This is a genomic window from Anaerostipes caccae L1-92 (assembly GCF_014467075.1).
GTDB classification, from domain to species: domain Bacteria; phylum Bacillota; class Clostridia; order Lachnospirales; family Lachnospiraceae; genus Anaerostipes; species Anaerostipes caccae.
In genome coordinates this window covers 1,632,354-1,657,192 of sequence record NZ_AP023027.1, presented here as the reverse complement: position 1 = coordinate 1,657,192, position 24,839 = coordinate 1,632,354, and the positions used below count along the sequence as shown (strand labels likewise).

Sequence of the window (24,839 nt, the reverse complement as noted above, 5' to 3'; positions counted from 1 at the left end):
CCTCTTAATTATATTTTTATTATGTAATAATTTTTCAGTATTTCCTCTGCCAACCCCTGCCTCTTTAAATAGTATAAGGATGTCACAGTCTCTGTGACCGGCAGTCTTGCCTCCGAAGCTATCTGTTCCAGGCATTTGGGTTCCAAACTCAAAACATCATACACCATTTTTTCACCTCTAGCAAGTGAATTTTTATCAAATTGACAGACATTATGTGAAAATACTCTGAATTTTGGAAATTCATTTAAGATATCTTCGGGACCGGAAACCAGCTTGGCGCCTTGCTGGATCAGGCGGTGGCAGCCCCTTGATACATCACTCGTCACATTGCCCGGAAGTGCAAAAATTTCTTTATTTTGTTCCAATCCGCAGTCCGCTGTGATCAGAGATCCGCTTTTCTCTCTGGCCTCTACTACAAAGATTCCGTCGGAAAGTCCGCTGATGATCCTGTTCCTCTGCGGAAAGAGAAAAGAAAACGGCTCTACACCGGGACCATACTCAGAATAGATCACCCCCTGTTTCTCCACATCGGCGAAGAGTTTTTGATGAACTTTCGGATAGATCCGGTCAATCCCGCATCCCAAAACACCTGCCGTCGGCGCGCCTGCATCCAGGGCTCCCCTGTGAGAAGCTCCGTCGATTCCCCTGGCCATGCCGCTGACGATCAGAACACCTCTCCCGGACAGCTCCTTCGCAAAATATCCTGCCATCTCTCTTCCATATAAAGTACAGGATCTGGCCCCTACCATTGCGATGACCAGCCTTGATTCTCTCGGCCTGCCTTTTCTAAAAATCCCGAACGGATAGTCATAGATCTGTTTAAGCCGCTGCGGATAATCGGGTTCTTTCCATATAATATAGTCTGTTTTCTGCTTTTTTAACTCCTCGTACTTCTTACAGATATAAGATTCATCTCTTGTCTCAAGAAAAAGCCGGTACTGTCTTTTATTAAGAAATGATTTTGCAGTCTCTTCATTAAGTTTCCTGAGTTCTTCCGGGTGAAGAACGGCAGAAAGAATCTTACCCTGCGTCTTCCGGTTTATCTCAAGAAGCGACGTAAACCAAAACCACGAAAGCTTTTCATTCATACCCCACAGCCTCCGATAAAAACTCCATATTGCGCAGAGACAGTGCCTCTATAAGATGTCCCTCTCCTATCCCGCTTTGCTGTTCCATTCCGGCAATCGTTTTTGCTGTCCTCACAATCTTATGAATACCCCGCATTGAAATATGATGTTTCTTTTGTTCTTCTTTCAAAATTTTTTGGCTTTCTTTATTCAGGGGACAAATTTTTTCTATATCCTCTGCCTGTATCTGACTAAAATAAGAATACGGAGTATCCGAGAGTTCTCTCTGTTCCTCCCTGATATGCTCTATGACCCTGCTGCGGATAACAGCCGAAGTTTCCGTCTCAGCGTCCATTTTCTTTGCCTCCTGTCCAACTGTAAGGATCAGGTCAAAACGGTCCAGTACGGGACCGGAAAGTCTGTGATAATAGGACCGCTTTTGACCCGCGCTGCACCGGCATGCCTCCGGAGTGAAGCTGTTGCCGCATGGACACGGGTTCATGGCCGCTGCAAGTAAAAAGTCCGCAGGCATGGTATAGTCTCTCCCAAGCCTGTTTAAAATAATCTGCTTATCTTCCAGCGGCTGTCTCAGTGCTTCAATACATTTGGCGTCAAACTGTGCCAGTTCATCCAAAAACAGCACACCTTTGTGGGCAAGTGTGATCTCTCCGACTTTTGGAACCGCTCCCCCACCGATCAGCGCTCCTCTGGATATGGAAGAATGGGGTTTTCGGAAAGGCGGGCAAAAATCCCCTGCATCCCTGTGGATTCCTGCCGCCTGATAGAGAGCCTGCACCTCCAGGTATTCGTCCTCAGATAAACTATTCATAATAGAAGGAATCCGTTCCAGGACCATAGTTTTGCCGCATCCCGGAGCTCCGATCAGAAGAATGTGATGTCTCCCGGTCACGGCGATCTCCAGAGCTCTTTTTAAGAAAGCCTGCCCTTTTATTTCCGAAAAATCAAGACACTGGCTGTTTAGAATTATCCTTTTTTTCTGAAAATGGTATGGAAGCACACACCCGTTTCTGAAATAGTCCACAGCATCGGAGAGATGTTTTACCGGAACCAATTCCACATCTTTCATATATACAAGAGATTCCATATCATCATAGGGAACCATAAACCGCCGGATGCCCTGCTTTTTTCCTTCCATGATGATGGGCAGGCACTGTCTGATCCCATGGACACTGCCATCCAGTCCCAGCTCTCCCAGGAGGCAGATAGGCGGTTCTTTAGTAAATGGAATATAGTTGAGACCGGCCATAACGGCCGCTGCGATGGGAAGATCAAATGCAGTTCCTGTCTTTCTGATATCGGCAGGAGATAGATTAACGGTAACTTTCATCGGAGGGAGCGGACAGCCCAGAGCCCGCAGCGCGGATTCCACTCTGTGCCTGGATTCTTTTGCTTCATTAGAAAGGCGGCCTACCATAGTAAAGTATGGGAGACCGCTTCTTAATTCCGCTTCGACCTGAATGATACAGCCTGCGGCGCCTGAGACAATGCCGCTTAGCATCGAACAAAACATAAAGCCTCCTTCTTTCCCGGAAGCCTCTCAGCTAACAATATACTGTATCTTATCATATTTTCTAAATTTTTACAACTATTTCAGCAATTTTTTTAGTTCACTCATAAAGGTGTTCACATCTTTGAACTCTCTGTATATAGCGGCAAATCTTACATATGCCACCTCATTCAGTTCCTTCAGCTTGTCCATGACGATTTCTCCGATCAGGGAACTCTCCACCTCGCGCTGTCCGAGATTATAGATCTTTGTCTCGATCTCATCTACGATCTGATCGATCTGTCCCATGGATATAGGCAGTTTGTGGCAGGACTGTACGATACCCGCCTTGATCTTGGAGCGGTCATACATCTGTCTGGTCTTGTCCTTTTTGATCACAGACAGCGGTTCTGTCTCGATCTTTTCATAGGTCGTGAAACGCTTGCTGCAGTCGTCACACTGTCTTCTTCTCCTTATGGAGTTATTGTCTTCCGAATGTCTGGAATCAATGACTCTGGAATTTTCACTTCCGCAATAAGGGCACCTCATTTTTCTACCTCCCGGGCTATGCTTTTCTTTGTACTCTTTTGAGAGGCAGATCACGTCTGCCTCAAGATTTTCCATTCGTTAAAGGAAGTATATCATTTTTTCCAGATCACTTCAAACATTCTTTTTCATTAATATCCACCAATACAGTGTCACAGCCGATTCGAATGATCTTCTTATATGGAATATAATAAAACTCACCTTTTGTAAAGCACAGGATCTTTGTCGCTTTTGGAACGATCAGGCATAAAATCTGACCTGACGCCGGGTCAAACTCCAGATCGATGACACATCCCAGTTTATCTCCGGTCCGGCAGTTGATCACATCCTTTTCCCTTAACTCTAAAAACTTCATGAAACGCCACCCCAGAAAAATAGTTATAATAGTGTATGCACCAGGAAATAAAGTGTGACAAAAAGGCTGTATCCTCCAGTCAGATACAGCCTAATGATCTTTTTATCATTCACTTTATTATACCGTAATGATTTTTTTCGGACACTTTTTGGCACAGAGTCCGCAGTTGACACATTTCTCATAATCAATATGAGCAATATTATTTTCTACCGTAATCGCTCCAAGCTTACATTCCTTCGCACAAAGTCCGCAGCCGATGCATCCGGCTTTGCACACAGACATGACGTCTTTTCCCTTGTCTTTAGAATTACACTGTACTAAATGCTTCTTGTCATAAGGAACCAGTTCAATGAGTCCCTTCGGGCAGATATCGGTACATTTTCCGCAGCCGATGCACGCTTCTTTGTCAACATAGGCAATCCCGTTGACGATGGAAATTGCATTCTCAGGGCAGACCTGAGCGCAGCTTCCGAATCCCATACATCCGAAAGAGCAGGCCTTCGGCCCTTCTCCGGGCACATTCATCGCTTCCACACAGCTCATCTGTCCTGTATATTCGTATTTATTTGATGCTTTCTCACAAGTTCCCGCACACTTTACGAATGCCACCTGTTTTACGAAATCACCGGCTTCCACACCCATGATGGCACCGATTTTTTCTGCCGCTGAAGGCCCGCCTACCGGACAGGCATTGACCGCAGCTTCTCCGTTTGCGATCGCTTTTGCAAGCCCGTCACATCCGGCGTATCCGCATCCTCCGCAGTTATTGCCGGGAAGTTCTGCTCGGACTGCTACTTCTTTTTCATTGACCGGAACCTTAAACTTCTCAGAAGCGATTCCTAAAAGAATAGCAATGACCAAACCAATTCCTCCGACCACGACGGCCGCGAGAATAATTGCTGTAATATCCATTTATGCTACCTCCCTATATGATTCCTGAGAATCCAAAGAAAGCGATAGCCATCAGACCTGCCGTGACAAGAGTGATCGGCATTCCTTTGAAAGATTCCGGGATGTTGTTGTATTCTAGTTTCTCGCGGATACCGGCCAGGATCACGATGGCGATGGTAAATCCGACAGCCACTCCAAATCCGTTGACTACACTGGTAATAAAGTTGTAATCATACTGAACGTTATTCAATGCAACACCGAGCACCGCACAGTTGGTAGTGATCAGCGGAAGATATACGCCTAAAGACTCATAGAGAGCCGGCATAGATTTCTTTAAAAACATTTCCACGAACTGCACCAATGCCGCAATGACAAGAATAAATGCGATCGTCTGAAGATATTCCAGATGAAACGGCACGAGTATGCCAGCATAAACGAAATAGGTAACCGCTGAGGCGATCGTGATGACGAAAATAACCGCAGCGCCCATTCCGCCGGCGGTCTCTACCTTCTTGGATACACCAAGGAAAGGACAAAGGCCTAAGAACTGGCTCAATACTACGTTATTAACTAATGCCGCACCGATTGCGACTAATAATAAATTTGACATTGTTCATCCCCCCTATTTGTCGTCCACACTGTTATCAAAAAACCGGCTTCCGCAGGCACCGTTTCCGCAGCTTGCACAGTCGCCGCATCCGGAAGCCTGAGACTCTCCTGCTTTTTTCGGTTTCTTGTTTCTTACCTTATTCTGAACTGCAACAAGGCAGGCCAGGACAAAGAATGCTCCGGGAGCCAGGATAAAGATCGTGATCGGCTCATAAGCAGCCGGCATGATCTTTGCGCCAAAGATCGTACCTGCACCGAGGAGTTCACGGAAGGCTCCGATCACAGTCAGTGCAACAGTAAATCCAAGGCCCATTCCGACACCGTCGAAGAAAGAGAGCACTGCCCCGTTCTTAGATGCAAAGGATTCTGCGCGTCCCAGGATAATACAGTTTACTACGATCAAAGGAATGTAGATTCCAAGGCTTGCATTCAGTGACGGCACATATCCCTGCAAAAGGAACTGCACTACAGTTACGAGAGATGCAATAATGACAATATAGCCCGGAATACGGACTCTGTCAGGTATAATATTTCTCATGAGTCCAATGATCAGATTGGAAAACATTAAAACGGCCGTAGTGGAAAGTCCCATTCCTGCCCCGTTGATGGCGGATGTGGTTACCGCGAGGGTAGGACACATACCGAGCATTAAGACGAAAGTAGGATTTTCTTTGACAATACCGTTGATCAAACGTTCTATCGGATTACTTTTCATCTCAATTACCTCCTTTCAATGTATCCATTAAAGCAACACAGCTGTTGACTCCGCTTGTCACCGCACGGCTGGTGATCGTAGCGCCGCTGATGGCATCGACCTTTGCGTCGTCACTCTTGCCGGAACCGTCTTTTACGACTTCAAACTGCTTTGCTTTTTTATTGTTAAAGTTGCTCTTGAACTCCTCTTCTTTTGCCTTCATACCAAGGCCCGCAGTCTCATTGATCGTCAGAGTCTCATATCCGTTGACCGTACCGTCATTTTTGACGCCGACAGAGAGAGTGATATCTCCGCCGTATCCGTCAGGGTTTGTCACGGAGAATACATATCCAAGACCTTTTCCGTCCTTATCTACTGCTTTGGCAATCTCACTGACCGTATTCTGGCCCAGATTCTTTGCCTTTAAAGCTTTGTTTATCTCTTTTTTATCAAGTTTCACTGCCTCAAAACGGTCTGCGTCTTTGAACACAGCCTTGTATGCTTCCTGTTTTGTCTTTTCTTCCTGCTTTGCAATCGGATCTTTGGTCACGTTGTAAACGAATCCAAGGATCAGTCCGGCAGCCAGAGTGATGATAAATAATTTAATACAGTCATTTACTAAACTTTTATTCATTGTCTTTGCCTCCTTTTGCCTTCACAATTCCAAACGGAGTCGGAACCGTAATCTTTTCAATCAGAGGAACAACCAGGTTCGCAATGATAATAGAGTAAGAAACTCCCTCTGCCATCGGTCCGAACAGTCGGAAAATACCGGTCAGCAGTCCGCAGAGGACGCCGAAGATGATCTTTCCTCTGGAAGTGATCGGTGAAGTTACATAGTCCGTTGCCATGAAGATCGCACCGAGCATCAAACCGCCGGAAAAAATCTCAGACGCCATGTAAGTGAGATCGAAGCCATGTCCTCCAAAAAGCAGTACGAAGACAGCCACCGTCGCCACATAGATGCATGGGATCAGCGGTGAGATCACTTTCTTTAATACCAGGTAGGCTCCTCCCAGGAGGAGAAGGACGGCGGATGTCTCTCCGATCGTTCCGGGGATGAATCCTGTAAAGACACTTCCCAGGTCTACACTCTTTCCCGCCTTCAGCAGTGCAAGAGGAGTCGCAGTGGTGACACCGTCATATGTAAATGTTGTCATTCTTGCCGCGAAAGAGATCATCAGAAAGCAGCGGGCTCCCAATGCCGGGTTCATAAAATTCTGTCCCAGGCCGCCGAAAACCTGTTTTACGACAATGATGGCAAACAGGCCGCCCAGCACCGGCATCCAGAAAGGAACACCTGCCGGCAGGTTCAGTGCAAGCAGGAGTCCGGTCACAGCCGCGCTCAGATCGCTTACCGATACTTTTTGTTTCATTAACTTCTGATATATATACTCAGCAGCCACACAGGTGACAATGGAGACCGCAATGGTCACAGCCGCAGATGCACCGAAGATATAGATACCAAAAACTGTGGCCGGGAGTAATGCAAGGATTACATCCAGCATAATGCTTTGTGTTGAGCTTTTGTCCCTTACGTGCGGGTTTGCTGAAACACGATATAATGTTTCGTTCATATGTACCTCTCCTTTACTTCTTTCTACGATTTGCCAAGACCTGTTTGCGTCCTGTCTTCATTGACTGTGCCAGGTTTCTCTTCGCCGGACAGATAAAAGAACAGCATCCGCATTCCACACACTCATCGCCATGGAGAGCTTCAAATGCTTCAAAGTTATTGTTATCTGCCAGTACGGACAGTCTTGCCGGCATTAACTTCTGAGGACAGACGCTGACACAGCGCCCGCAGTTGATACAGTTGCTCGGCTCTACGGCAGACACCGGGTCCTTTGTAAATGCCAGCAGAGAAGAAAATGTTTTGACTGCCGGAACATCAGTAGTAAACATAGCCATTCCCATCATCGGACCTCCGGAGATCACCTTTTCAGGCTGCCCCTTAAATCCGCCGGCTGCTTCGATCAGCTCGCTGACATTCGTTCCGGTGCGCACTAAAAGATTCTTCGGACTTTCTATGGCGTCTCCTGTCACTGTCACAACACGCTGAAATAAAGGTTTCCCTTCTTTTACTGCGTCCTTCACAGCAACAATTGTTGCCACGTTGTCCACAATACATCCTGCATCTGCCGGAAGCATGCTGGAATTGATGGCTCTTCCCGTTGTCGCATAGATCAGGGAACGCTCTGCTCCCTGCGGATATTTTGTCTTCAGCTCCGCAACCGAAATCCTAGCATCCCCTTTGACACAATCGCTGACTTTTGCAATGGCATCTTTTTTATTATCTTCCACTGCGATGATCCCTTTTGCTTTCGGGAATAAGTCCAGAACAATGTTCAGCCCTTCCACGAGGACTTCCGGAGTCTCCATCATGATCCTGTAATCTCCGGTTATGTAAGGCTCACACTCCGCACCATTGACAATGATGTACTCGATGGCACCCGGATCTTTCGGAGCCAGCTTCACATGAGTAGGGAAACCTGCCCCTCCGAGTCCGACGATTCCTGCGTCTTTGATCGCAGCGAGAACCTCGTCTCTGGTCATATCCTGATACGGCTTTGCCTGAAACTCCGCTTCTTTGAATTCTCCGTCGTTTTCTATTACAATCGCATTTACTTTTGCTCCGGCGGGAGTCACTCTCGGCTCAATCGCTTTCACCGTACCCGAAACAGAGCTGTAAATATTGGCTGACACAAAACCGCCTGCCTCTGCAACCTTCTGTCCCGCCAGTACCTGATCACCTTTTTGTACGATCGGTTTCGCAGGTGCCCCGATGTGCTGGCCCACAGGTAAAACAACATCTCCTTTCGGCAGATATTCGGTGATCGGGGAATTTTTTGCGTATTCTTTCCCGTCATCCGGATGAACTCCGCCGCTAAATGTAAACAATGCCATTTTTAAGCCTTCCTTTCTCTTTTCTTAAATTTCCATATCTTTAATGATAAATTGTTTAGCATGCAAAATCAACTTTCGACATTTTTTTCACAAACGAAATCCCACAAAATAACATACATCTCACTAAAATCTTTTCATTCTTTCACTTTATTCAACTTTTTGCACAGAAAAAGAAACAATGCCGGGTTCTATATGTGAATTAATTGTCAATCTAAAAGGAGTCCCCGATCCTGAGAACTCCCTCTTTGAAGTTTTATCTAATGCCTGATCTGTCCATTGCCATAAATAATAAATTTGGTAGTCGTCAGTGCATCGAGTCCCATAGGTCCCCTTGCGTGAATCTTTTGAGTGCTGATTCCGATCTCTGCACCAAAGCCGAACTCGAATCCGTCTGTGAACCTCGTGGAAGCATTCACATAGACCGCAGCCGCGTCGATCTTCTCCAGAAACTCCTGGGCATGAGAATAGGAATCTGTGATGATCGCCTCGGAATGTTTTGTGTTGTAGCGGTTGATATGTTCTACCGCCTCATCAAAGCTGTCCACAACCTTTATCGAGATAACAGCATCCAGATATTCCGTGCCCCAGTCTTCTTCCGCCGCTTTCATCACCCGGTCACTGACTGCCATGACTCTCTCGTCTCCTCTGACCTGCACTCCCTTTTGGAGCAGAGCCTCTACGATGGCCGGAAGATGGGTCTGTACAACATCTTTATGTATGACCAGAGACTCACATGTATTGCAGGTTCCGAGCCTTTGAGTCTTTGCGTTGACCACGATGTCGACAGCCATTTTTGGATCTGCATACTGATCGATGTAAGTGTGGCAGTTTCCGGTTCCCGTCTCAATCACGGGAACTGTGCTGTTTTTCACGACGCTCCGGATCAGTCCGGCTCCTCCTCTTGGAATAAGGACATCAATATATTCCGTCATCTGCATCATCTTTGTGGCAGTTTCACGGCTGGTATCTTCCAGGAGCTGGATGCTGAATACCGGCATCTTTTTCTTGTCTAAAGATTCCTGGAGAACTTTCGCAATCGCGAGATTGGAGTGAATGGCATCGCTTCCGCCGCGGAGCAGACAGGCGTTTCCTGTTTTAAAGCAGAGAGCAAACGCATCCGCAGTAACATTGGGCCGGGATTCATAGATGATTCCTACAACACCCAGAGGAACGACTTTCTTTCCGATCAGCAGTCCGCTTTTATTGGGCTTCATCTCAGTGACTGCCCCAATGGGATCTTCCAGATCCGCCACCTGTCTGAGTCCTTCTGCCATGCCTTCGATCCTGTCTACCGTCAGAGTCAGCCGGTCCACCAGTGCCTCTGACATCCCGCGCTCCATGGCAGCTTTCACGTCTTTCACATTCTCCGAAAGAATATAATTCTGATTTGTCACAAGCTGGTCTGCCGCTTCCCTGAGCAGCTCGTTTTTGTCATTCATGGATGCCTGCGCCAGAACGACCGACGCTTCTTTTGCCTGTCTTCCTAATTGTTCTAACATAACAACCTCCCTGCTATTTTATCTCAATGCTTTCCCTTTGGCTTCAGCGGAGTCACGCTTCCGTCCTCATTCTTTATGCTGATATGATTCAGCTGGCCGCGCAGATTTGCCCGGACAGACTGTATATATTCTTCTCGAAGCTTCTTCTGCTCCTTCTTTTCCTTCTCTGAAAGCCCGACGGACTTTTCCAGATGATATAATTCATTGATTCTTCTGATCTTGTCTTCGTTCATACTATTCCTTTCCAGTCTGAATTATGAGTTTAAATACGGACATTCCGTAAGATATTTCCGAAAATTAAAATGTTCTCTTTTATGGGCCAAGAAAAGCGTTCCGATCTCCCTGCCCCCTATAATCCTGTTTAAATCATTTAAATCTCTGCTGTTTGCTATGACCATATCGGCCCCGCAGTCTGTTACGATGTTTGCAGCCGCGATCTTTGTGGCCATGCCTCCGGTTCCTACCTTCGTCACAGCTCCTTTTGCCATATTTTCGATCTCTTCCGTGATCACGGGTACTTCTGAAATAAGTTTTGCTCTTTTATTTCTATGCGGGTCGTCTGTATATAATCCGTCGATATCTGTAAGAAGGATCAAAAGATCCCCTTCTACTACCGCAGTGACCACCGCAGATAAAGTGTCATTGTCTCCGAACTCAATCTCTTCCGTGGAGACGGTGTCGTTTTCGTTCACGATAGGAATAATGCCCAGACTCAGCAGCTGGTTAAATGTATTTCTCGCATTGAACCTGCGCATATCGTTCAGCATCGTCTCTTTTGTGATAAGGATCTGGGCTGAACCCTGATTGTACTCTGCAAACAGCTTTTGATAGATCATCATCAGCTGTCCCTGCCCCACGGCAGAGCAGGCCTGCTTCATCGGCAGGGATTCCGGGCGTTCCTTGAGTCCCAGTGCTTTAAACCCGACCCCGATGGCTCCGGACGATACTAAGATCACATCTTTTCCGCTGTTGTGAATGTCTGTCAGGACACGGACCAGCTTTTCAAGCCGGAATAAATTTAGCTGTCCTGTCTTCGGATGGATTAGGGAAGAAGTCCCTACTTTTACTACGATCCGCTTCTTATCTTTTAGTTTTTCTCTGTTTTCCATAATGCTGAAGTCCTGTCCTATTCCCGCTGATCCCCGGTCAGCGCAGTTTATGATTATTGTAGCCTCTTTCTCAAAAAAAATCAATGCATTATCACCGAAAAATCGACATCGTTAAAAACCCAGAAGAATCTGATGAAATCAGAATTCTTCTGGGTTTATCCTTAAACCTCAAGAAGGATTACCGTTTTGCTTTCCAGTGATGCTTTCACGTCGATGATTCTTTGATTACTGCTTCCCCGGAATCTTAAATTTAAATCCTTTTTTTCTTCCACAAAAGGTCCGTCCACTAAAACATCCAGATATTGAAGTACCTTAGGATCAAACTCCATGATCTCTTCAAACAGATAAGAAGAATACATCCAGATATTTTTTTCCGGACAGCGCTCTTTGAGCTTCCTCAGCAGTTCCCTGACCGGACGCCGGTTTTCAGGTTCCATGGGCTCTCCTCCGAGAATCGTTGCCCCGGCTATATGCTCTCCTGCGGTCAGTGTTAAGAATTCTTCTTCCGCCTGTTCATTCCATTCATGGCCGCCTTCAAAATCCCATGTCTCCGGATTAAAACAGCCCTTACACTTCCTCGTGCACCCCTGGACAAACAGGGAGGTCCTGATGCCGGTCCCGTTTGAAATGTCGGTCTTTCTGATCTGTGCGTACCGCATTTAGTTCACCTCTTGCACCTGATTATCCAAGTGGACAAACCGTTCTCCGATCTCCTGGGTACGCCCCTTGTTCCAGAAATTATCTCCCAGATATCCGCAGGTCCTGCGGCATACGTTTAAAGTCTTGTGGCTTCTGTTGCCGCAGTTTGGGCAGTACCACTCGTAGTTCTCATCCAGAAGAATTTCCCCGTCAAATCCGCATTCCTGACAGTAGTCTGACTTTGTATTGATCTCGGCGTACTGAATCGTATCGTACATATAGTCGATCAGAGCAGACAGCGCTTCCGGATTCTGATTCAGGTTCGTCACCTCCACGTAACTGATGGCCCCGCCGGAAGAAATGCTCTGGAATTTCGCTTCAAATCCAAGTTTTTCAAAAGCATCGATCGGTTCTGTCACGTTTACATGGTAAGAATTTGTAATGTAATCTTTATCCGTGATTCCTTCCACAACACCAAACCGTTTCTTTAAGCTTCTCGCAAATGTATAAGTCGTAGACTCTGCCGGAGTTCCGTACACGCTGAATCCGAGTCCGGACTCTGCTTTCCACCGGTCACATGCTCCCCGGAGGCGCTCCATGATCCTGACAGCCAGTTCGTCCCCATCCTCTGTCGTATGGCTTTTTCCGAGAAGGGAAAGAACGCACTCGTACAAACCGATGTATCCGAGGGAAAGTGTAGAATAGCCGCCTTCCAATAGCTTGTCAATGGTCTCGCCCGGCTTCAGCCTTGCGATAGCTCCGAACTGCCAGTGAATGGGACTCACATCTGACAAAGTGCCTTTCAGGCTCTCGTGCCGCAGCATCAGCGCTTCCCGGCACAGACTCAGGCGTTCGTCGAGGATATTCCAGAATTTCTCCATATCCTGCTCCGCGGACAATCCCACATCGGCCAGGTTAATCGTCACGACTCCCTGGTTAAATCTGCCGTACCATTTATAATTGCCTTCTTCATCTTTCCATGGGGCCAGAAAGCTTCGGCATCCCATGCAAGGGAACACTTCCCCTTTGTAGTTCTTCTTCATAATCTTTGCCGAAATAAAATCGGGCATCATGCGTTTTGCCACACATTTGACCGCCAGATCCGTCAGATAGCGGTACCTGCTGTCTTTCGGCACGTTGTTTTCATCCAAAACATACAAAAGCTTTGGAAATGCGGGTGTCACATAGGCTCCCACCGGATTTTTCATTCCCTCATACCGCTGCCTTAACATTTCTTCGATCAGCATCGCCGTTTCTTTTTCATATTCCGGTTCTTCGCTGATGTACATGAAGACAGACAAAAACGGAGCCTGTCCGTTGGTTGTTGAAAAGGTATTGATCTGATACTGGATCGTCTGGATGCCGGAAACGATCTCATCGTGAAGACGGTCTTCGGCGATCAGTTCTACTTCCCGTTCCGTATACGCTTTTCCGATCATCTCCCCTTCCTTTTTCACCTTTTCTTTATGTTTATTTAAACTCACTCTTACAAAGGGCGCCAAATGGGAAAGCGAAATGGTCTGGCCTCCATACTGACCGTTTGCCACCTGCTGCACGATCTGGGTCGCAACCGTACAAGCCGTCTGGAGGGACTTGGGAGTCTCGATCAGTTTGCCGTTTATCACCGTTCCATTTTTAAACATATCCTTTAAATCCACCAAATCGCAGTTGTGCATCTGCTGGATATAGTAGTCCATATCATGAAAATGAATGATGCCGTCATCGTGTGCCTGAACAATTTTAGGCGGAAGCATCATCCTCCTGCAGTAGTCTCTGGAAAATTCTCCCGCGATCAGATCCCTCTGGGTTGCCAGTATATTCGGATCTTTGTTGGAGTTTTCATCCAAAGCTTCCTGGTTCTCTCCGGTCACGATGCCGAATACTTCATTGTCAATGGTATTTGTCTCTCTCTGGAACTCTCTGACCTTCCGGTATCCCTCATAGGCCTTGGCCGTCAGAATCTGGTCTTTTTGAATGAGCTTTTCAAATACCTGGTCTTCGATCCGGTAAATGCTGATATCCTCGTCTCCCTGATGTTCCTCATGGATCTCAAAGGAAATATCTTTTGCGCATTTTTCATCCACAACCCCGCTTCCGTACCTCATGGCTTTTAAGATGGCAAGTTCAATTTTAGACGGATCAAAATCTACTTTACTGCCATTTCTCTTAATCACTTTCATTTATCTTCACCCTTTCAATTATTCTGTCCTTTATTATAAACCAATATATATTGTGTGTCCAGATGTTAAACATCACAATATGTTGTATTTTTTATCCATATTTTCGATTAATTGTTCCGCCGTTTTAATGCCGTCCATAGCCGCAGACGTGATGCCTCCGGCATATCCTGCGCCTTCCCCGCATGGATAGATCCCGGATATACTGCCCTGAAATGACTCATCCCTTTCCATCCGGAGAGGGGATGAGGTTCTCGCCTCTATTCCGCTCAGGACTGTATCGCCATCAGAAAATCCTTTGATTTTTTTCTCAAAAGCATCCATTCCCTCAATGATTGCCTCTGAAACCTCGTCCGGCAGACATTCCCTTATATTTGCAAATGCTGTTTTCCCTTTTGTATTAGGAAGGATCTTTCCGAATTTATCAGTCTTTTTATCTTCCTTAAAATCTGAAAACGTCTGAACGGGTATGGCTCCGTTTCCGGCCAGATAAGCTTTCTCCTCCCACTTTCTCTGGAATTCGATGCCGGCCAGCGGATGTTCTGATCCAAAATCCTCCGGCGTCACACTGGCGATGACCGCACTGTTTGAATTTCTCGCCATACGGTCGTGATTGCTCATTCCATTGACTGTCAGCCTTCCTTTTTCTGAAGACGCATTCACCACAAATCCTCCGGGGCACATACAAAAAGAATAGACGCTCCTGCCGCATGAAGCTCTGTAAGTAAGTTTATAGGAAGCCGTGGGCAGTTTTTTATCCGCCGCCCCTTTTCCATACTGGGATTCGTCGATCTTCTGCCTCGGATGCTCAACCCTTACCCCGACGGCAAAAGCTTTCGGCGTCATATGAAGCTTTCTTTTATACAGCATTTCAAAGGTATCTCTGGCACTGTGTCCCACTGCCAGCACTGCAGTATCGCACGGAAGTGTCTCTGTTCCATTGATCACAAGCGCCGTCAGTCTTCCTCTTCTTATTACCAAATCTGTTACCTTGTTTTCGAACCGGATCGTTCCTCCTGCTTGCTGTATAGCATTTCTCATATTTGCCACAACCATGCAGAGCAGATCTGTCCCGATATGCGGTTTTCCGTCATATAAGATTTCTTCCGGTGCCCCATACTGCACAAAGGTTTCCAGCACAAACCGGTTCCGCCCGTATTTGTCCTTCACTGCTGTATTGAGCTTTCCGTCGGAAAAAGTCCCGGCTCCTCCTTCTCCGAACTGTACGTTTGACTCAGGGTTGAGATCCCCGTTTTCCCAGAAAGCTTCTACGTCCTTCCTTCTCTCTTCTACAGGTTTTCCCCGTTCCAGAAGAACCGGTTTCAGCCCGGCCTTTGCCAAAATCAGAGCTGCAAAAAGGCCGGCCGGGCCCATGCCGATCACCACAGGGCGGACCGGGATCTCTTTCCTGCATTTAGGTATCCGGTATTCTTTTCTTTCGGCTTTTGTTATCCTGGGATTCTTGTTTCTTTTGAGAAATTCGGACTCTTTCTCTACTTCTGCATCGATTGTATATACATAGCTGATCTGATCTTTTTTTCTGGCATCCAGAGACCTCTTAAAGATCTGATAGTTTTTTAACGTTGCGTGATGCACCGCTTTTTTTATTTTCTGTTCCAGCTGGACTTTCGTATGTTCCGCCGGAAGTTTTATCTGACTGATTCTGATCATTGATTCTCCGCCTCTATCTGATTTCCCGCAATATATCCTGATGTAAAAGCCCACTGAAGATTATAGCCGCCGCAGGTGCCGTCTACATCCAGTAATTCCCCGGCAAAGTACAGACCCCGGTGAATCTTCGATTCCAGTGTGCCCTCGATGACTTCCCTGACGGAAACGCCGCCTGCCGTCACCTGTGCCATATCAAATCCTTTATAACCCGAAACCGGGACCGGAAACTTCTGTATCATGGAACGGATCTGCCTCAGTTCTTTCTGTGTAAGGTCCGCTGCACTCTTCTCCGGCCGGATTTTCAAACGGCTCAGCACCGTAAATGCCAGTTTTTTATTCAGGAAGCCCTGGAGAAATTCTTCCGCTGTCTTGTAATATCCGACTTTTCTGAAATAGTCCATTAATTCCTTCAACGTGAACTGCTCCGGCATGAGGTTTAAGATCACTTCCACCTTTTTTTTCTTCCTCAGAGCGTCGATGGCATACCGGCTGACCTGAAACACCGGAATTCCGGATATCCCATACTTGGCAAACTGGACTTCTCCTGTTTGTTCCGCTGTCTTCTGTCCGTTTACGTAGACCGAAAGCGCAGAAACATTGCGGACACCGGCCAAATGCTGAAAGAATTTCTCCTCCGATTCCAGAGCCACCAAAGCCGGAAATACATCCGTCACGGTGTGCCCCACAGCTTTTGCCAGTGCATATCCGCTGCCGTTGCTGCCCAGTTTTTCCTGGGCCATTCCCCCGGCTGCCAGGATGACATTTCTGCCCTGATATTTCTCTGTGCCGCATGTCACATGAAATGTATCCTTTATCTTCTGTATTTTTTTAACTTCCGTTCCCGTCTTTATATGTACGCCGAGCTGCCGCATTTTCCCAGTCAGTGTATCAACCACCGTGGAAGCCTGCATGGACGCAGGATAATAGTATCCTCCCAAATCGGTGGTCAGCATTCCCATGGACTGGAAAAAGTCCAGGGTCTCTGCGGCCCCAAACACCTCCAGCATGGAGTATGGAAATCCCGGTTTTTCTCCCCGGTAGCAGTCCTGATCTAAATAACTGTTTGTCAAATTGCACCGTCCGTTGCCTGTGGCAAGGATCTTTTTTCCCGGCCTGTCCATCCTTTCCAGCACAAGGACGGAGCATCCTCTGCGCGCCGCTGTGATAGCCGCCGTCATACCGGATGCCCCGCCTCCTGCGATGATTACATCATACTTCATCTATATCCTCCAAAACACTGGTTCCGTCTATTTTTGATTCTATACCAAAATAGTCTAACACAGTGCTCCCGATATCTGCAAATGTTTTTCTTGTTTTTAAATTGACACCTTTTGCCTGCCCGTATTGATACATAAGAAACGGCGTATATTCTCTGGAATGATCCGTAGAAGGAGTCGACGGATCACATCCGTGGTCTGCCGTGATCATCAGGATATCCCCTTCCCGCATCAGCCCCAGAAGCTTCGGCAGCTGTTTGTCAAAATAACTGAGGGCTTTGGCATATCCGTCCACATCATTTCGGTGCCCGTACAGCATGTCAAAGTCTACGAGATTTACGAAACATAATCCTTCAAACCTCTTCTTCATCCACTCTTTCGTCTGCTCGATGCCATCCTCGTTGTTTTTGGTAAATGAAAACTCCGTCAGTCCTTTACCGGCAAAAATATCGTGGATCTTTCCAATGCCGATCACATCAAATCCCTTTTCTTTCAGCTGATCCAGCATCGTCACTTTCGGCGGTTCTATGGAAAAATCATGTCGGTTGGACGTCCTCGTATAATGGCCGCTCTCTCCGATAAACGGACGTGCAATAACCCTTCCCACACCGTGCTTTCCCGTCAGGATCTTCCTTGCTATTTTACAGTATCGGTACAGCTCTTCCGGCGGCACCACATCTTCATGGGCTGCGATCTGGAATACACTGTCCGCCGATGTATAGACAATGAGCGCTCCGGTTTTCACGTGTTCATCTCCGTAATCTCTGATAACCTCCGTACCGGAATACGGCCGGTTGCAGAGGATCTTTCTGCCTGTTTCCTGTTCAAAAACCGCAGTGACTTCTTCCGGAAATCCTTTCGGATACACCGGCAGCGGTTTTTCAGATATGATTCCCGCAATCTCCCAATGTCCGATGGTCGTATCTTTTCCTTTCGACTGCTCCGTCATTCGTCCATAGGTGCCAATCGGCACAGTGCTCTGCCTGTCACCGTCGATCTCTGCGCCGTCGACAGCAAATAAGCCCAGTTTCTCCAGATTCGGCAGGTCAAAATACAGACTTTTGGACACTGCCAGCAGTGTGTTGCTTCCCTCATCCCCGAAATCTTTGGCATCGGGCGCTTCCCCGATGCCAAAGCTGTCCAGCACGATCAAAAAAACTCTTTTCATTCCGGTCACCTCAATCTATCTTGCTTGTTCAGAATTTATCTTCTCTTTAGATTATAGTGCTAACTGCTGTAGGACTCAAGAAAATGATACACTTCTTCCACGGAATGAAATTTCTTTTTTTCTTTCAGCATCTGGTGGACTTCATCCGGCAGATCATTTTTTGTCAAATCTGTATATTCAAAAATTTCTTTTGTCTGATTGTTCAGGATCACCAGACTGCCGTCGCGCAGGGCGAGCCCGTAGGTTGTCTTTTTCTTTTTCGTAGTTTCTGCCTGCTCTTTTGTCGTCTGTTCTTTGATGATTGTGGACTGTACCTGATGGACCAGCTTGTCCTGGCTGGTATCCTTCTGATAAAACGCCACATAACACATATACCCGCAGAGGGTTGTGATCACGACCATATATATTAATAAAAAACGGTTGATTTTGTTCATACGAAACACTCCTTTTCCATAAGCGTTCCCAAAATCAGCCGTTCTATTCAAAAAAATATGAAATTCAGCAATTTACACGGTTCAGCAGAAGAATATCCTGTTCTCCCGCCGTGTCACACCGGCATGAAACAATTTTCTGAACATCCAGATATACAAATCCATCCTCAAATCCATCCTGATCAATCTTCTGTATTTTAATGAAGTTTTTGCTGAAATCCTGAATGAAACCGAGAATAGAATATTTCCCGTCCTCATCCATGTTAAAATTCATCAGCAGTCCCTGCTCCTTTGCATACCGGAGCAGAGCATCCATACAAGTCTGCTGGTCTAATTTATAAATTCTTCCATGGCTTTTTTTCTTATGTAGATAAAGGGTGCCCATCCTCCGTTCTCTGCTGCCGTCCGTCTCTGCCCTGAAAAAACACTTGGGCCGCTGCAGCACAAAACCGTCGTACTCTCCCCTCGATGAAATCTTCGCCATCAGCAGTTCCTCTTCCGTCATGTACAGTATATATCCTGTCAGGACTGTCTGCTCACCGCCCATATGGCCATATAAACTGACCAGTTTCTTTTCCTTTTGTATCTGCTCTAGTATCTGATTCATGCCTGTCCTCCACTTTTTCTTCTATTATAACAGAAAATGGATATTGAATGTAGGCTGTTTTCTTTTATTACTTCATTCTATTATAAATTATGAATTTAGAGTAATTTTAATTTTTGTGCTAATTTCAAAATAGCGTGTCCCTTTGGCATTTGCTTTAATTCTTCCTCTGAAAATGTTTGAAATTTAATTACAAATACAAAGTAAATAATCATACCAACAGGCACTGACACAGCCAGACAAGCCGCATACCCAATACTGGACCCTGAAATAAACTGCTCAAATGCCCAGGAAATAATAAATATAACAATCCCCATAACTCCTGCACTCAACATAGGCTTTAAAACTGACTTTTTTAAGTCCTGTCTGTATCCAGTGAATTTTGTAAGCGCTCGGGCATTTAGTACACTCATGACAACGGAAAAAGCCACAGTTGCTAAAACGATTGCATAGACATTCGCATTTGTGGTTTGTATCAAAATCACTAAAACTGCTACGTTAGCAACAACTGAAATTGCTGAATGTTTCACCGGGACCCTCATCTTTCCAAGACCCTGCAGAATGCCGTTTGTCATAGTAGAAAGACAATAAAAGATAATAGAAACAGCTCCTACCTGCAGCATTCTCGGACTGAGTCCCTGAACCGCATATTTAGGTCCAAACAATAACCCAATGACAGGTTTAGCTAAAACTGCAATTCCAACTGCACAGGGAATAGCAATCATCAAAATAAACCTGACCGCCGTATCAATGTTGTTCTTAATCGCTTCCTGATCGTTCACCGCATAAGACCCGGCAATATCAGGTACAATTGCATTTGATAAAGAAGATGCAATAGCAATCGGGACATTAATCAATACATTATACTGGCTTGAAAACAATCCGTAGAAAGCAGATACTGTTGTCTCCGGCAATCCTTTATTTGTCAGCAAATGTCCAAATAAAGTTGAATCTATACTGGCGCTGCAATTATAAATAAATGTGCTGAAGATTACCGGTGTTATAGTAAAGATCAATATTTTAACAATTCTTTTATAGGATTCCGTCTTCTTTGTTTTATCATGCTTCATCTGTAATTTTACTTTTGGACGATAGCTCAAATAAATGATAAAGCAAAATAACAGCCCAGTCAGAACACCTGCTCCTGTACCTATTGCACTTCCTGCCGCACCATGTTCTGCAAGTTTAAAAGCCGCCGCTTTTGTAGCATGTCCCACATAAGGTGCCACTAAAACATATGCCATAACAACGCTGACGACTGCATTTAAGATTTGTTCAAGAATTTGTGATACAGAGGTTGGCACCATCGTGTTGTGCCCTTGAAAATACCCGCGCAGTACGCCCAAAATCCCAGAGAAAAATATCGTAGGCGACATCGTTCTGAGCGCAAAAACAGACCCCTCATTCGGAACAAGATAAGGGGCTCCGACATATGTGAAGATAAAACCTGCGCCGCCAACTACGGCTGCATAAATTAATGCTCCATGAAATACTCTCTGTGCATTCCTATACTGTTTCATCGCAAGTCTTGATGCGATGGCCTTGGATACAGCTAAAGGAATACTAAACGATGCTATCAGCAAAACCATACTGTAAATTGTATAAGCAAATCCATAGTATCCCATTCCCTGCTCACCAATAACAGCAAATAATGGTCTTCTATACAAAAGTCCAATAATGCGGCAGAGCATTTGCGCGGCAATCAATATGGTTCCCTGTACTAAAAAGCTGCTCTTTTGTTTCTTTCCCATAGTAACCTCTAATCTCTTGTATAGTGAACGAACTGCAGTATTTCTTCCTGTTTTTCTTCCATCACCGCACGTTCTTCATCTTCCATGTGGTCATATCCAAACAGATGAAGCATACTGTGGGCGATCAAAAAGGCATATTCTCTCTCCAGGCTGTGTCCGTAAGCCTCGGCCTGTTCCTTTGCCTTGTCCATAGAAATCACAATATCACCCAGCATCAGCTCCCCTGAATCCGGGTGAAACGCTGCCGGATCTTCTTCCAGTCCGTCGAAACATCCAGGCTTTTCGTACTCGACCATCGGAAACGAAAGGACATCCGTAGGACGGTCAATGCCCCTTTGTTCCAGATTGATCCGATGGATCTCATTATTTCCCACGAGCATGAGATTCACTTCGCACTCAAAAGGGCATGTTACATAATCCACAGCAGCCTCAACAACTTGTCCGGCAATCATTTCACAGTCTATGCCTGCTGTTCCTTCATACTCATTCTCTAAAAAAACACTCATAACTTTACCTGTCTTTCATTCGTTTCCGGGGAGTTTTCTCTTTTTTCTTTCGGTTTTTGCTTTCTTCATATTTATCATATGCCGTGACGATCTGCTGTACCAGAGGGTGCCGCACGACGTCCTTGTTTGTCAGCTTACATATTCCGATATCCGGAATTTTCCCAAGTACTCTTACTGCTTCTTCCAGGCCTGAAATACTGTCAAACGGGAGATCTTTCTGGGTCAGATCACCGGTAATGATCGCCTTTGATCCAAAACCGATCCTGGTTAAAAACATCTTCATCTGGGCGGGTGTCGTATTCTGTGCCTCATCCAGGACGATGTAGGAATTATCCAGTGTCCTTCCCCTCATATAAGCCAGAGGAGCTACCTCAATCAGACCCTTTTCCATGTTCTTCATAAAGGCATCTGCCCCCATGATCTCATAGAGAGCGTCATAGAGCGGCCTTAAATACGGATCTACCTTGCTCTGCAGATCCCCCGGAAGAAAACCAAGCTTCTCACCGGCTTCTATGGCCGGCCTGGTGAGGATGATGCGGTTCACTTCATCATTCTTAAATGCAGTGATGGCCATGGCCATCGCCAGATAAGTCTTTCCGGTCCCTGCCGGTCCGATTCCAAACGTGATCATCTTCTCTGAGATCTGTTCCAGATATTTTTTCTGTCCCAGTGTCTTGGCTTTCACAGGCTTTCCCTGGACGGTGTGGCAGACCACATCCTTATCCAGTTCCAGCAGATGGCCGCTTTTTTCTTCCATGGACAGGGACAAAGCGTAATTGACATTCTGTTCTGTGATAATGTTGCCTCTCCTGGAGAGTTCCAGCAGTTCCCCGATCACAGACTCCGCTTTTTTCACAGCTTCTTCGCCGCCCACCACTTTCAGCTGTCCGTCTCTTAAAATCAAGTTTACATGAAGAGTCTTTTCGATCTTCTTCATGTAAACATCAAATTGTCCAAATACATTTCCTCCATGCTCAGAAGGAAATTCCAAATCTATTTCTATTGGATTCATAGGTACTCCTCAACATTTTATTTTCTTATATTAATAGTAGTTTACCATTTGCCTCCGATCTTTTCAACATTTTGTCATACGGCAGCAGACAGAATTACTGCGGAGCAGCGGTTGTCGGCGTAATTTTTTCTACCTGTTTTTTCGTCAGAGATTTTATATTTCTGATCTTTCCAACCGGCTCCTCAACATCAATCGTCCCCTTGGCAATGTAGTCATTTCCCTGTCTCTCATATTGAATGTTGGTTTTTATCACTTTAATTCCCTTTTTCTTCTTGTCATTGACATATGCGGAGAGCCGCTTTTTCAGCTTATCCTGAGCCTGTGCTTCCGTCAAAACTCTTCTTTTGGGTTCGTATCCTTCAAACTTCTTTGTTGTGATGCCGATTGGAAAATATAGATCACCGATGTGCAGCAGTTTCTTCTCACCTAAGACGTCATAATCCCCTTTCTGCTCCTTGATCGGAAGCTTGAGCTGCCAGTTTAACAGCTGTATACTTTCCACCCGCGTACTTTTCGATATAAACTTTTTCTCATAAGTGGCAATCGGTATGGTCTCCTTGTAATCTTCTTTGGTTCTCAGAATAATTTGCCCGTCGGCTTTGATCTTGCTTGTCTCGGTGACCTGATAATCGTCACTGTAATAATAGATCATTCCCGAAATGAGCGTATCTCCCCTTTTTACTTTGTCTCCCACCTGGACTAAAGGAGTGCCGCTTTTTACTGACATAGAAGTAATTGTTCCCTTTTTATTGGAAACAATATCACATGGCTTTCTGGGATTTTGTTTCGTTTTCCTGTCCAATGATTCCTTTATGTCAATATGTAATCTGGTGCCGTTGATGGAACAGGAAACCCATGCAATGCCTTCGTGGTCTTCCCGGATATGTTCCTCTAACAGGTTGCAGTCAATCTTTTTCTTATACGTCCCGATTTGATAAAAATTGCTCTTTACATATTTCAGCATATCGCTTTTGGAATACCGTTCATTTCCCGACACTGTGATCTCCCAGATAAACTGGGACATTAAAAACATCAGGACTAAGGCCATGCCGATGCCGAAGAAAAACACCTTTCGTTTCCGGTGCTCCAATAAAAAAAAGGGAAGCCCCTTTCTCCCCAGAATCCGGACTGAAGTCCCGGTTTTTTCTGCAAGTGCCAGAACAGTTTCATAGGCTCTCTTTTGTACGGAACACTGATATCCATTCCCACCCGGCTTCAGATTCCAGAGCACCAGGTTTTGTTTTGCACATAGGTTAAGAAAACGTTCCACGGAAGGACCTGATATCTCTAAAAATATACTTCCGAAAAAATACTGTATTAATCTGACCATCCTGATTCTCCTTTATGCGTATTCCAGCCGTGTGATTTCGCCGGTCACCTTCATAATTTCCATGGAATAATATTGAATGACAAGATTTGTCCCTATGATCCTCAAAACCACGTGGTTTCCCTGGACGGCGATTTGATTTTCTTCGTAAGACAGGATTCCCTTATAATTTTCAATCATCACCTGTTCATTGCCGGTTAAGGTAATAATAAAATCGCCAAAGACCACATCTCTTGGAAGGGATAAACCTTTGGCTAATGCCTCCTTTGGCTTTTTCTTCATATAGACCCTCACTATGCTTTTTGGCGCAGCAGCACACTTAAGCATCCTATCGTTGTTTTAATATATGCAAAAGAAAAGCACCGTATACCTCAAGTATACGATGCCTGCTTCTATTATTTTACTTTTCTTTTACGAGCCGCTTCAGACTTTTTCTTACGACGAACACTTGGTTTTTCGTAATGCTCTCTTTTGCGGATTTCCTGCTGAATACCTGCTTTGGCACAGTTTCTCTTAAATCTGCGAAGAGCGCTGTCTAAAGATTCATTTTCTTTAACGATAACGTTTGACATTCTTAATTCCTGACCTCCCCTCCAGCCTTATATTGTGCATTATGACTGTTTGGGCACTTTCTTGCACTAGATTATTATACCATAATTGGGATATTCGTCAATAGTTAAAATCATGTTTTTCAACGGAAAAAATGAGTTTTTATAGTTGACTTTAGAGAGGATTCCAGATCTCTTTAAGAAGATGCTCGGGCACCTTTGTCTTTACCTCTTCTTCAACTGCGTAAATACAATAATTTTTTAAATCTTCTGCGGCTACCCCTGCACTTCCGGTAAAAGCCCTCGGTGCCATTCCCTGCTGCCGGCCTAAAAAGGACAGCGGTGAGTCGCTTCCAGTATCATTGACGGTGTCTTTTACCTGATATGTATATTTTACATGATAGATGTCTAAGATATCCCGGATTTCATTGAATTTCTTTACGGATCTGCCCTGATAGATCTGCTGCTTTTTCTTTAGCATATAACATTCTCCTAATATCCGAATCGTTAAATTGGTTCCACAAACTTTTCATATATTATATCATTCTTTTAATTTTCAATCAACTATTTATACAATCACAATATCATGAGTATTTTAATAGCT

Annotated in this window: 27 protein-coding genes; all 27 read right to left on the bottom strand. The window is 45.5% G+C overall.

Annotated features, from left to right (window positions below):
• Positions 1-8: 8 nt before the first annotated feature.
• On the bottom strand, positions 9-1,088 hold the full coding sequence (dprA, locus tag ANCC_RS08135) for a DNA-processing protein DprA (protein ID WP_006567148.1): 1,080 nt from the start codon (positions 1,086-1,088) through the stop codon (positions 9-11).
• Positions 1,081-2,598, bottom strand: a complete 1,518-nt coding sequence (locus ANCC_RS08130; protein ID WP_039946616.1) for a YifB family Mg chelatase-like AAA ATPase — start codon at positions 2,596-2,598, stop codon at positions 1,081-1,083. Before ANCC_RS08130 ends, dprA begins: the two co-directional genes overlap by 8 nt.
• A gap of 75 nt (positions 2,599-2,673) precedes the next feature.
• Positions 2,674-3,123, bottom strand: a complete 450-nt coding sequence (nrdR, locus tag ANCC_RS08125; RefSeq protein WP_024727737.1) for a transcriptional regulator NrdR — start codon at positions 3,121-3,123, stop codon at positions 2,674-2,676.
• 106 nt (positions 3,124-3,229) lie between these two features.
• Complete coding sequence (locus ANCC_RS08120) at positions 3,230-3,475, bottom strand: YlmC/YmxH family sporulation protein (protein WP_006567151.1); 246 nt, start codon at positions 3,473-3,475, stop codon at positions 3,230-3,232.
• Positions 3,476-3,592: 117 nt separating this feature from the next.
• Positions 3,593-4,387, bottom strand: a complete 795-nt coding sequence (locus ANCC_RS08115; protein ID WP_006567152.1) for an RnfABCDGE type electron transport complex subunit B — start codon at positions 4,385-4,387, stop codon at positions 3,593-3,595.
• Positions 4,388-4,400: 13 nt separating this feature from the next.
• Complete coding sequence (rsxA, locus tag ANCC_RS08110; protein WP_006567153.1) at positions 4,401-4,976, bottom strand: electron transport complex subunit RsxA; 576 nt, start codon at positions 4,974-4,976, stop codon at positions 4,401-4,403.
• 12 nt (positions 4,977-4,988) lie between these two features.
• On the bottom strand, positions 4,989-5,690 hold the full coding sequence (rsxE, locus tag ANCC_RS08105; protein WP_006567154.1) for an electron transport complex subunit RsxE: 702 nt from the start codon (positions 5,688-5,690) through the stop codon (positions 4,989-4,991).
• 1 nt (position 5,691) lies between these two features.
• Positions 5,692-6,303, bottom strand: coding sequence for an RnfABCDGE type electron transport complex subunit G (locus ANCC_RS08100; RefSeq protein ID WP_006567155.1), 612 nt, complete (start codon positions 6,301-6,303; stop codon positions 5,692-5,694).
• Positions 6,296-7,246, bottom strand: a complete 951-nt coding sequence (locus ANCC_RS08095; protein ID WP_039946618.1) for an RnfABCDGE type electron transport complex subunit D — start codon at positions 7,244-7,246, stop codon at positions 6,296-6,298. The genes ANCC_RS08100 and ANCC_RS08095 overlap by 8 nt, the downstream gene beginning before the upstream one ends.
• A gap of 13 nt (positions 7,247-7,259) precedes the next feature.
• Positions 7,260-8,576 carry an electron transport complex subunit RsxC gene (rsxC, locus tag ANCC_RS08090; protein WP_006567157.1) on the bottom strand — a complete coding sequence of 439 codons (1,317 nt, stop codon included), beginning with the start codon at positions 8,574-8,576 and terminating at the stop codon, positions 7,260-7,262.
• A gap of 257 nt (positions 8,577-8,833) precedes the next feature.
• On the bottom strand, positions 8,834-10,075 hold the full coding sequence (locus ANCC_RS08085) for a glutamate-5-semialdehyde dehydrogenase (RefSeq protein WP_006567158.1): 1,242 nt from the start codon (positions 10,073-10,075) through the stop codon (positions 8,834-8,836).
• A 23-nt stretch (positions 10,076-10,098) separates the two neighbouring features.
• A complete protein-coding gene (locus ANCC_RS08080) occupies positions 10,099-10,308 on the bottom strand; it encodes a DUF896 domain-containing protein (protein ID WP_006567159.1) in 210 nt (69 codons plus the stop codon).
• Between the two features lie 21 nt (positions 10,309-10,329).
• A complete protein-coding gene (proB, locus tag ANCC_RS08075; RefSeq protein ID WP_009289782.1) occupies positions 10,330-11,184 on the bottom strand; it encodes a glutamate 5-kinase in 855 nt (284 codons plus the stop codon).
• A gap of 161 nt (positions 11,185-11,345) precedes the next feature.
• Positions 11,346-11,843 carry an anaerobic ribonucleoside-triphosphate reductase activating protein gene (gene nrdG, locus ANCC_RS08070; RefSeq protein ID WP_006567161.1) on the bottom strand — a complete coding sequence of 166 codons (498 nt, stop codon included), beginning with the start codon at positions 11,841-11,843 and terminating at the stop codon, positions 11,346-11,348.
• The gene (gene nrdD / locus ANCC_RS08065; protein WP_006567162.1) at positions 11,844-14,003 is read right to left on the bottom strand and encodes an anaerobic ribonucleoside-triphosphate reductase; all 2,160 of its coding nucleotides are present in this window, start codon (positions 14,001-14,003) and stop codon (positions 11,844-11,846) included.
• Positions 14,004-14,075: 72 nt separating this feature from the next.
• Positions 14,076-15,671, bottom strand: coding sequence for an NAD(P)/FAD-dependent oxidoreductase (locus ANCC_RS08060; protein ID WP_006567163.1), 1,596 nt, complete (start codon positions 15,669-15,671; stop codon positions 14,076-14,078).
• Complete coding sequence (locus tag ANCC_RS08055; protein WP_006567164.1) at positions 15,668-16,891, bottom strand: BaiN/RdsA family NAD(P)/FAD-dependent oxidoreductase; 1,224 nt, start codon at positions 16,889-16,891, stop codon at positions 15,668-15,670. Before ANCC_RS08055 ends, ANCC_RS08060 begins: the two co-directional genes overlap by 4 nt.
• Positions 16,881-18,056, bottom strand: a complete 1,176-nt coding sequence (locus ANCC_RS08050) for a phosphopentomutase (RefSeq protein ID WP_006567165.1) — start codon at positions 18,054-18,056, stop codon at positions 16,881-16,883. The genes ANCC_RS08055 and ANCC_RS08050 overlap by 11 nt, the downstream gene beginning before the upstream one ends.
• Before the next feature lie 59 nt (positions 18,057-18,115).
• Complete coding sequence (locus ANCC_RS08045; protein ID WP_022260703.1) at positions 18,116-18,490, bottom strand: hypothetical protein; 375 nt, start codon at positions 18,488-18,490, stop codon at positions 18,116-18,118.
• A 64-nt stretch (positions 18,491-18,554) separates the two neighbouring features.
• On the bottom strand, positions 18,555-19,094 hold the full coding sequence (locus ANCC_RS08040) for a hypothetical protein (RefSeq protein ID WP_006567167.1): 540 nt from the start codon (positions 19,092-19,094) through the stop codon (positions 18,555-18,557).
• Positions 19,095-19,189: 95 nt separating this feature from the next.
• A complete protein-coding gene (locus tag ANCC_RS08035) occupies positions 19,190-20,842 on the bottom strand; it encodes a putative polysaccharide biosynthesis protein (RefSeq protein ID WP_006567168.1) in 1,653 nt (550 codons plus the stop codon).
• A gap of 8 nt (positions 20,843-20,850) precedes the next feature.
• Positions 20,851-21,348, bottom strand: coding sequence for an rRNA maturation RNase YbeY (gene ybeY, locus ANCC_RS08030; protein ID WP_006567169.1), 498 nt, complete (start codon positions 21,346-21,348; stop codon positions 20,851-20,853).
• A gap of 4 nt (positions 21,349-21,352) precedes the next feature.
• Entirely contained in the window at positions 21,353-22,360 is a 1,008-nt protein-coding gene (locus ANCC_RS08025) for a PhoH family protein (RefSeq protein ID WP_006567170.1), read from the bottom strand.
• A 94-nt stretch (positions 22,361-22,454) separates the two neighbouring features.
• The gene (locus ANCC_RS08020; RefSeq protein ID WP_024727760.1) at positions 22,455-23,690 is read right to left on the bottom strand and encodes a sporulation protein YqfD; all 1,236 of its coding nucleotides are present in this window, start codon (positions 23,688-23,690) and stop codon (positions 22,455-22,457) included.
• A 12-nt stretch (positions 23,691-23,702) separates the two neighbouring features.
• A complete protein-coding gene (locus ANCC_RS08015) occupies positions 23,703-23,969 on the bottom strand; it encodes a YabP/YqfC family sporulation protein (protein WP_024727761.1) in 267 nt (88 codons plus the stop codon).
• A gap of 113 nt (positions 23,970-24,082) precedes the next feature.
• The gene (gene rpsU, locus ANCC_RS08010; RefSeq protein ID WP_006567174.1) at positions 24,083-24,259 is read right to left on the bottom strand and encodes a 30S ribosomal protein S21; all 177 of its coding nucleotides are present in this window, start codon (positions 24,257-24,259) and stop codon (positions 24,083-24,085) included.
• A 151-nt stretch (positions 24,260-24,410) separates the two neighbouring features.
• Positions 24,411-24,716: a hypothetical protein gene (locus tag ANCC_RS08005; RefSeq protein WP_006567175.1), complete on the bottom strand. Its 306-nt coding sequence runs from the start codon at positions 24,714-24,716 to the stop codon at positions 24,411-24,413.
• Positions 24,717-24,839 lie beyond the last annotated feature (123 nt).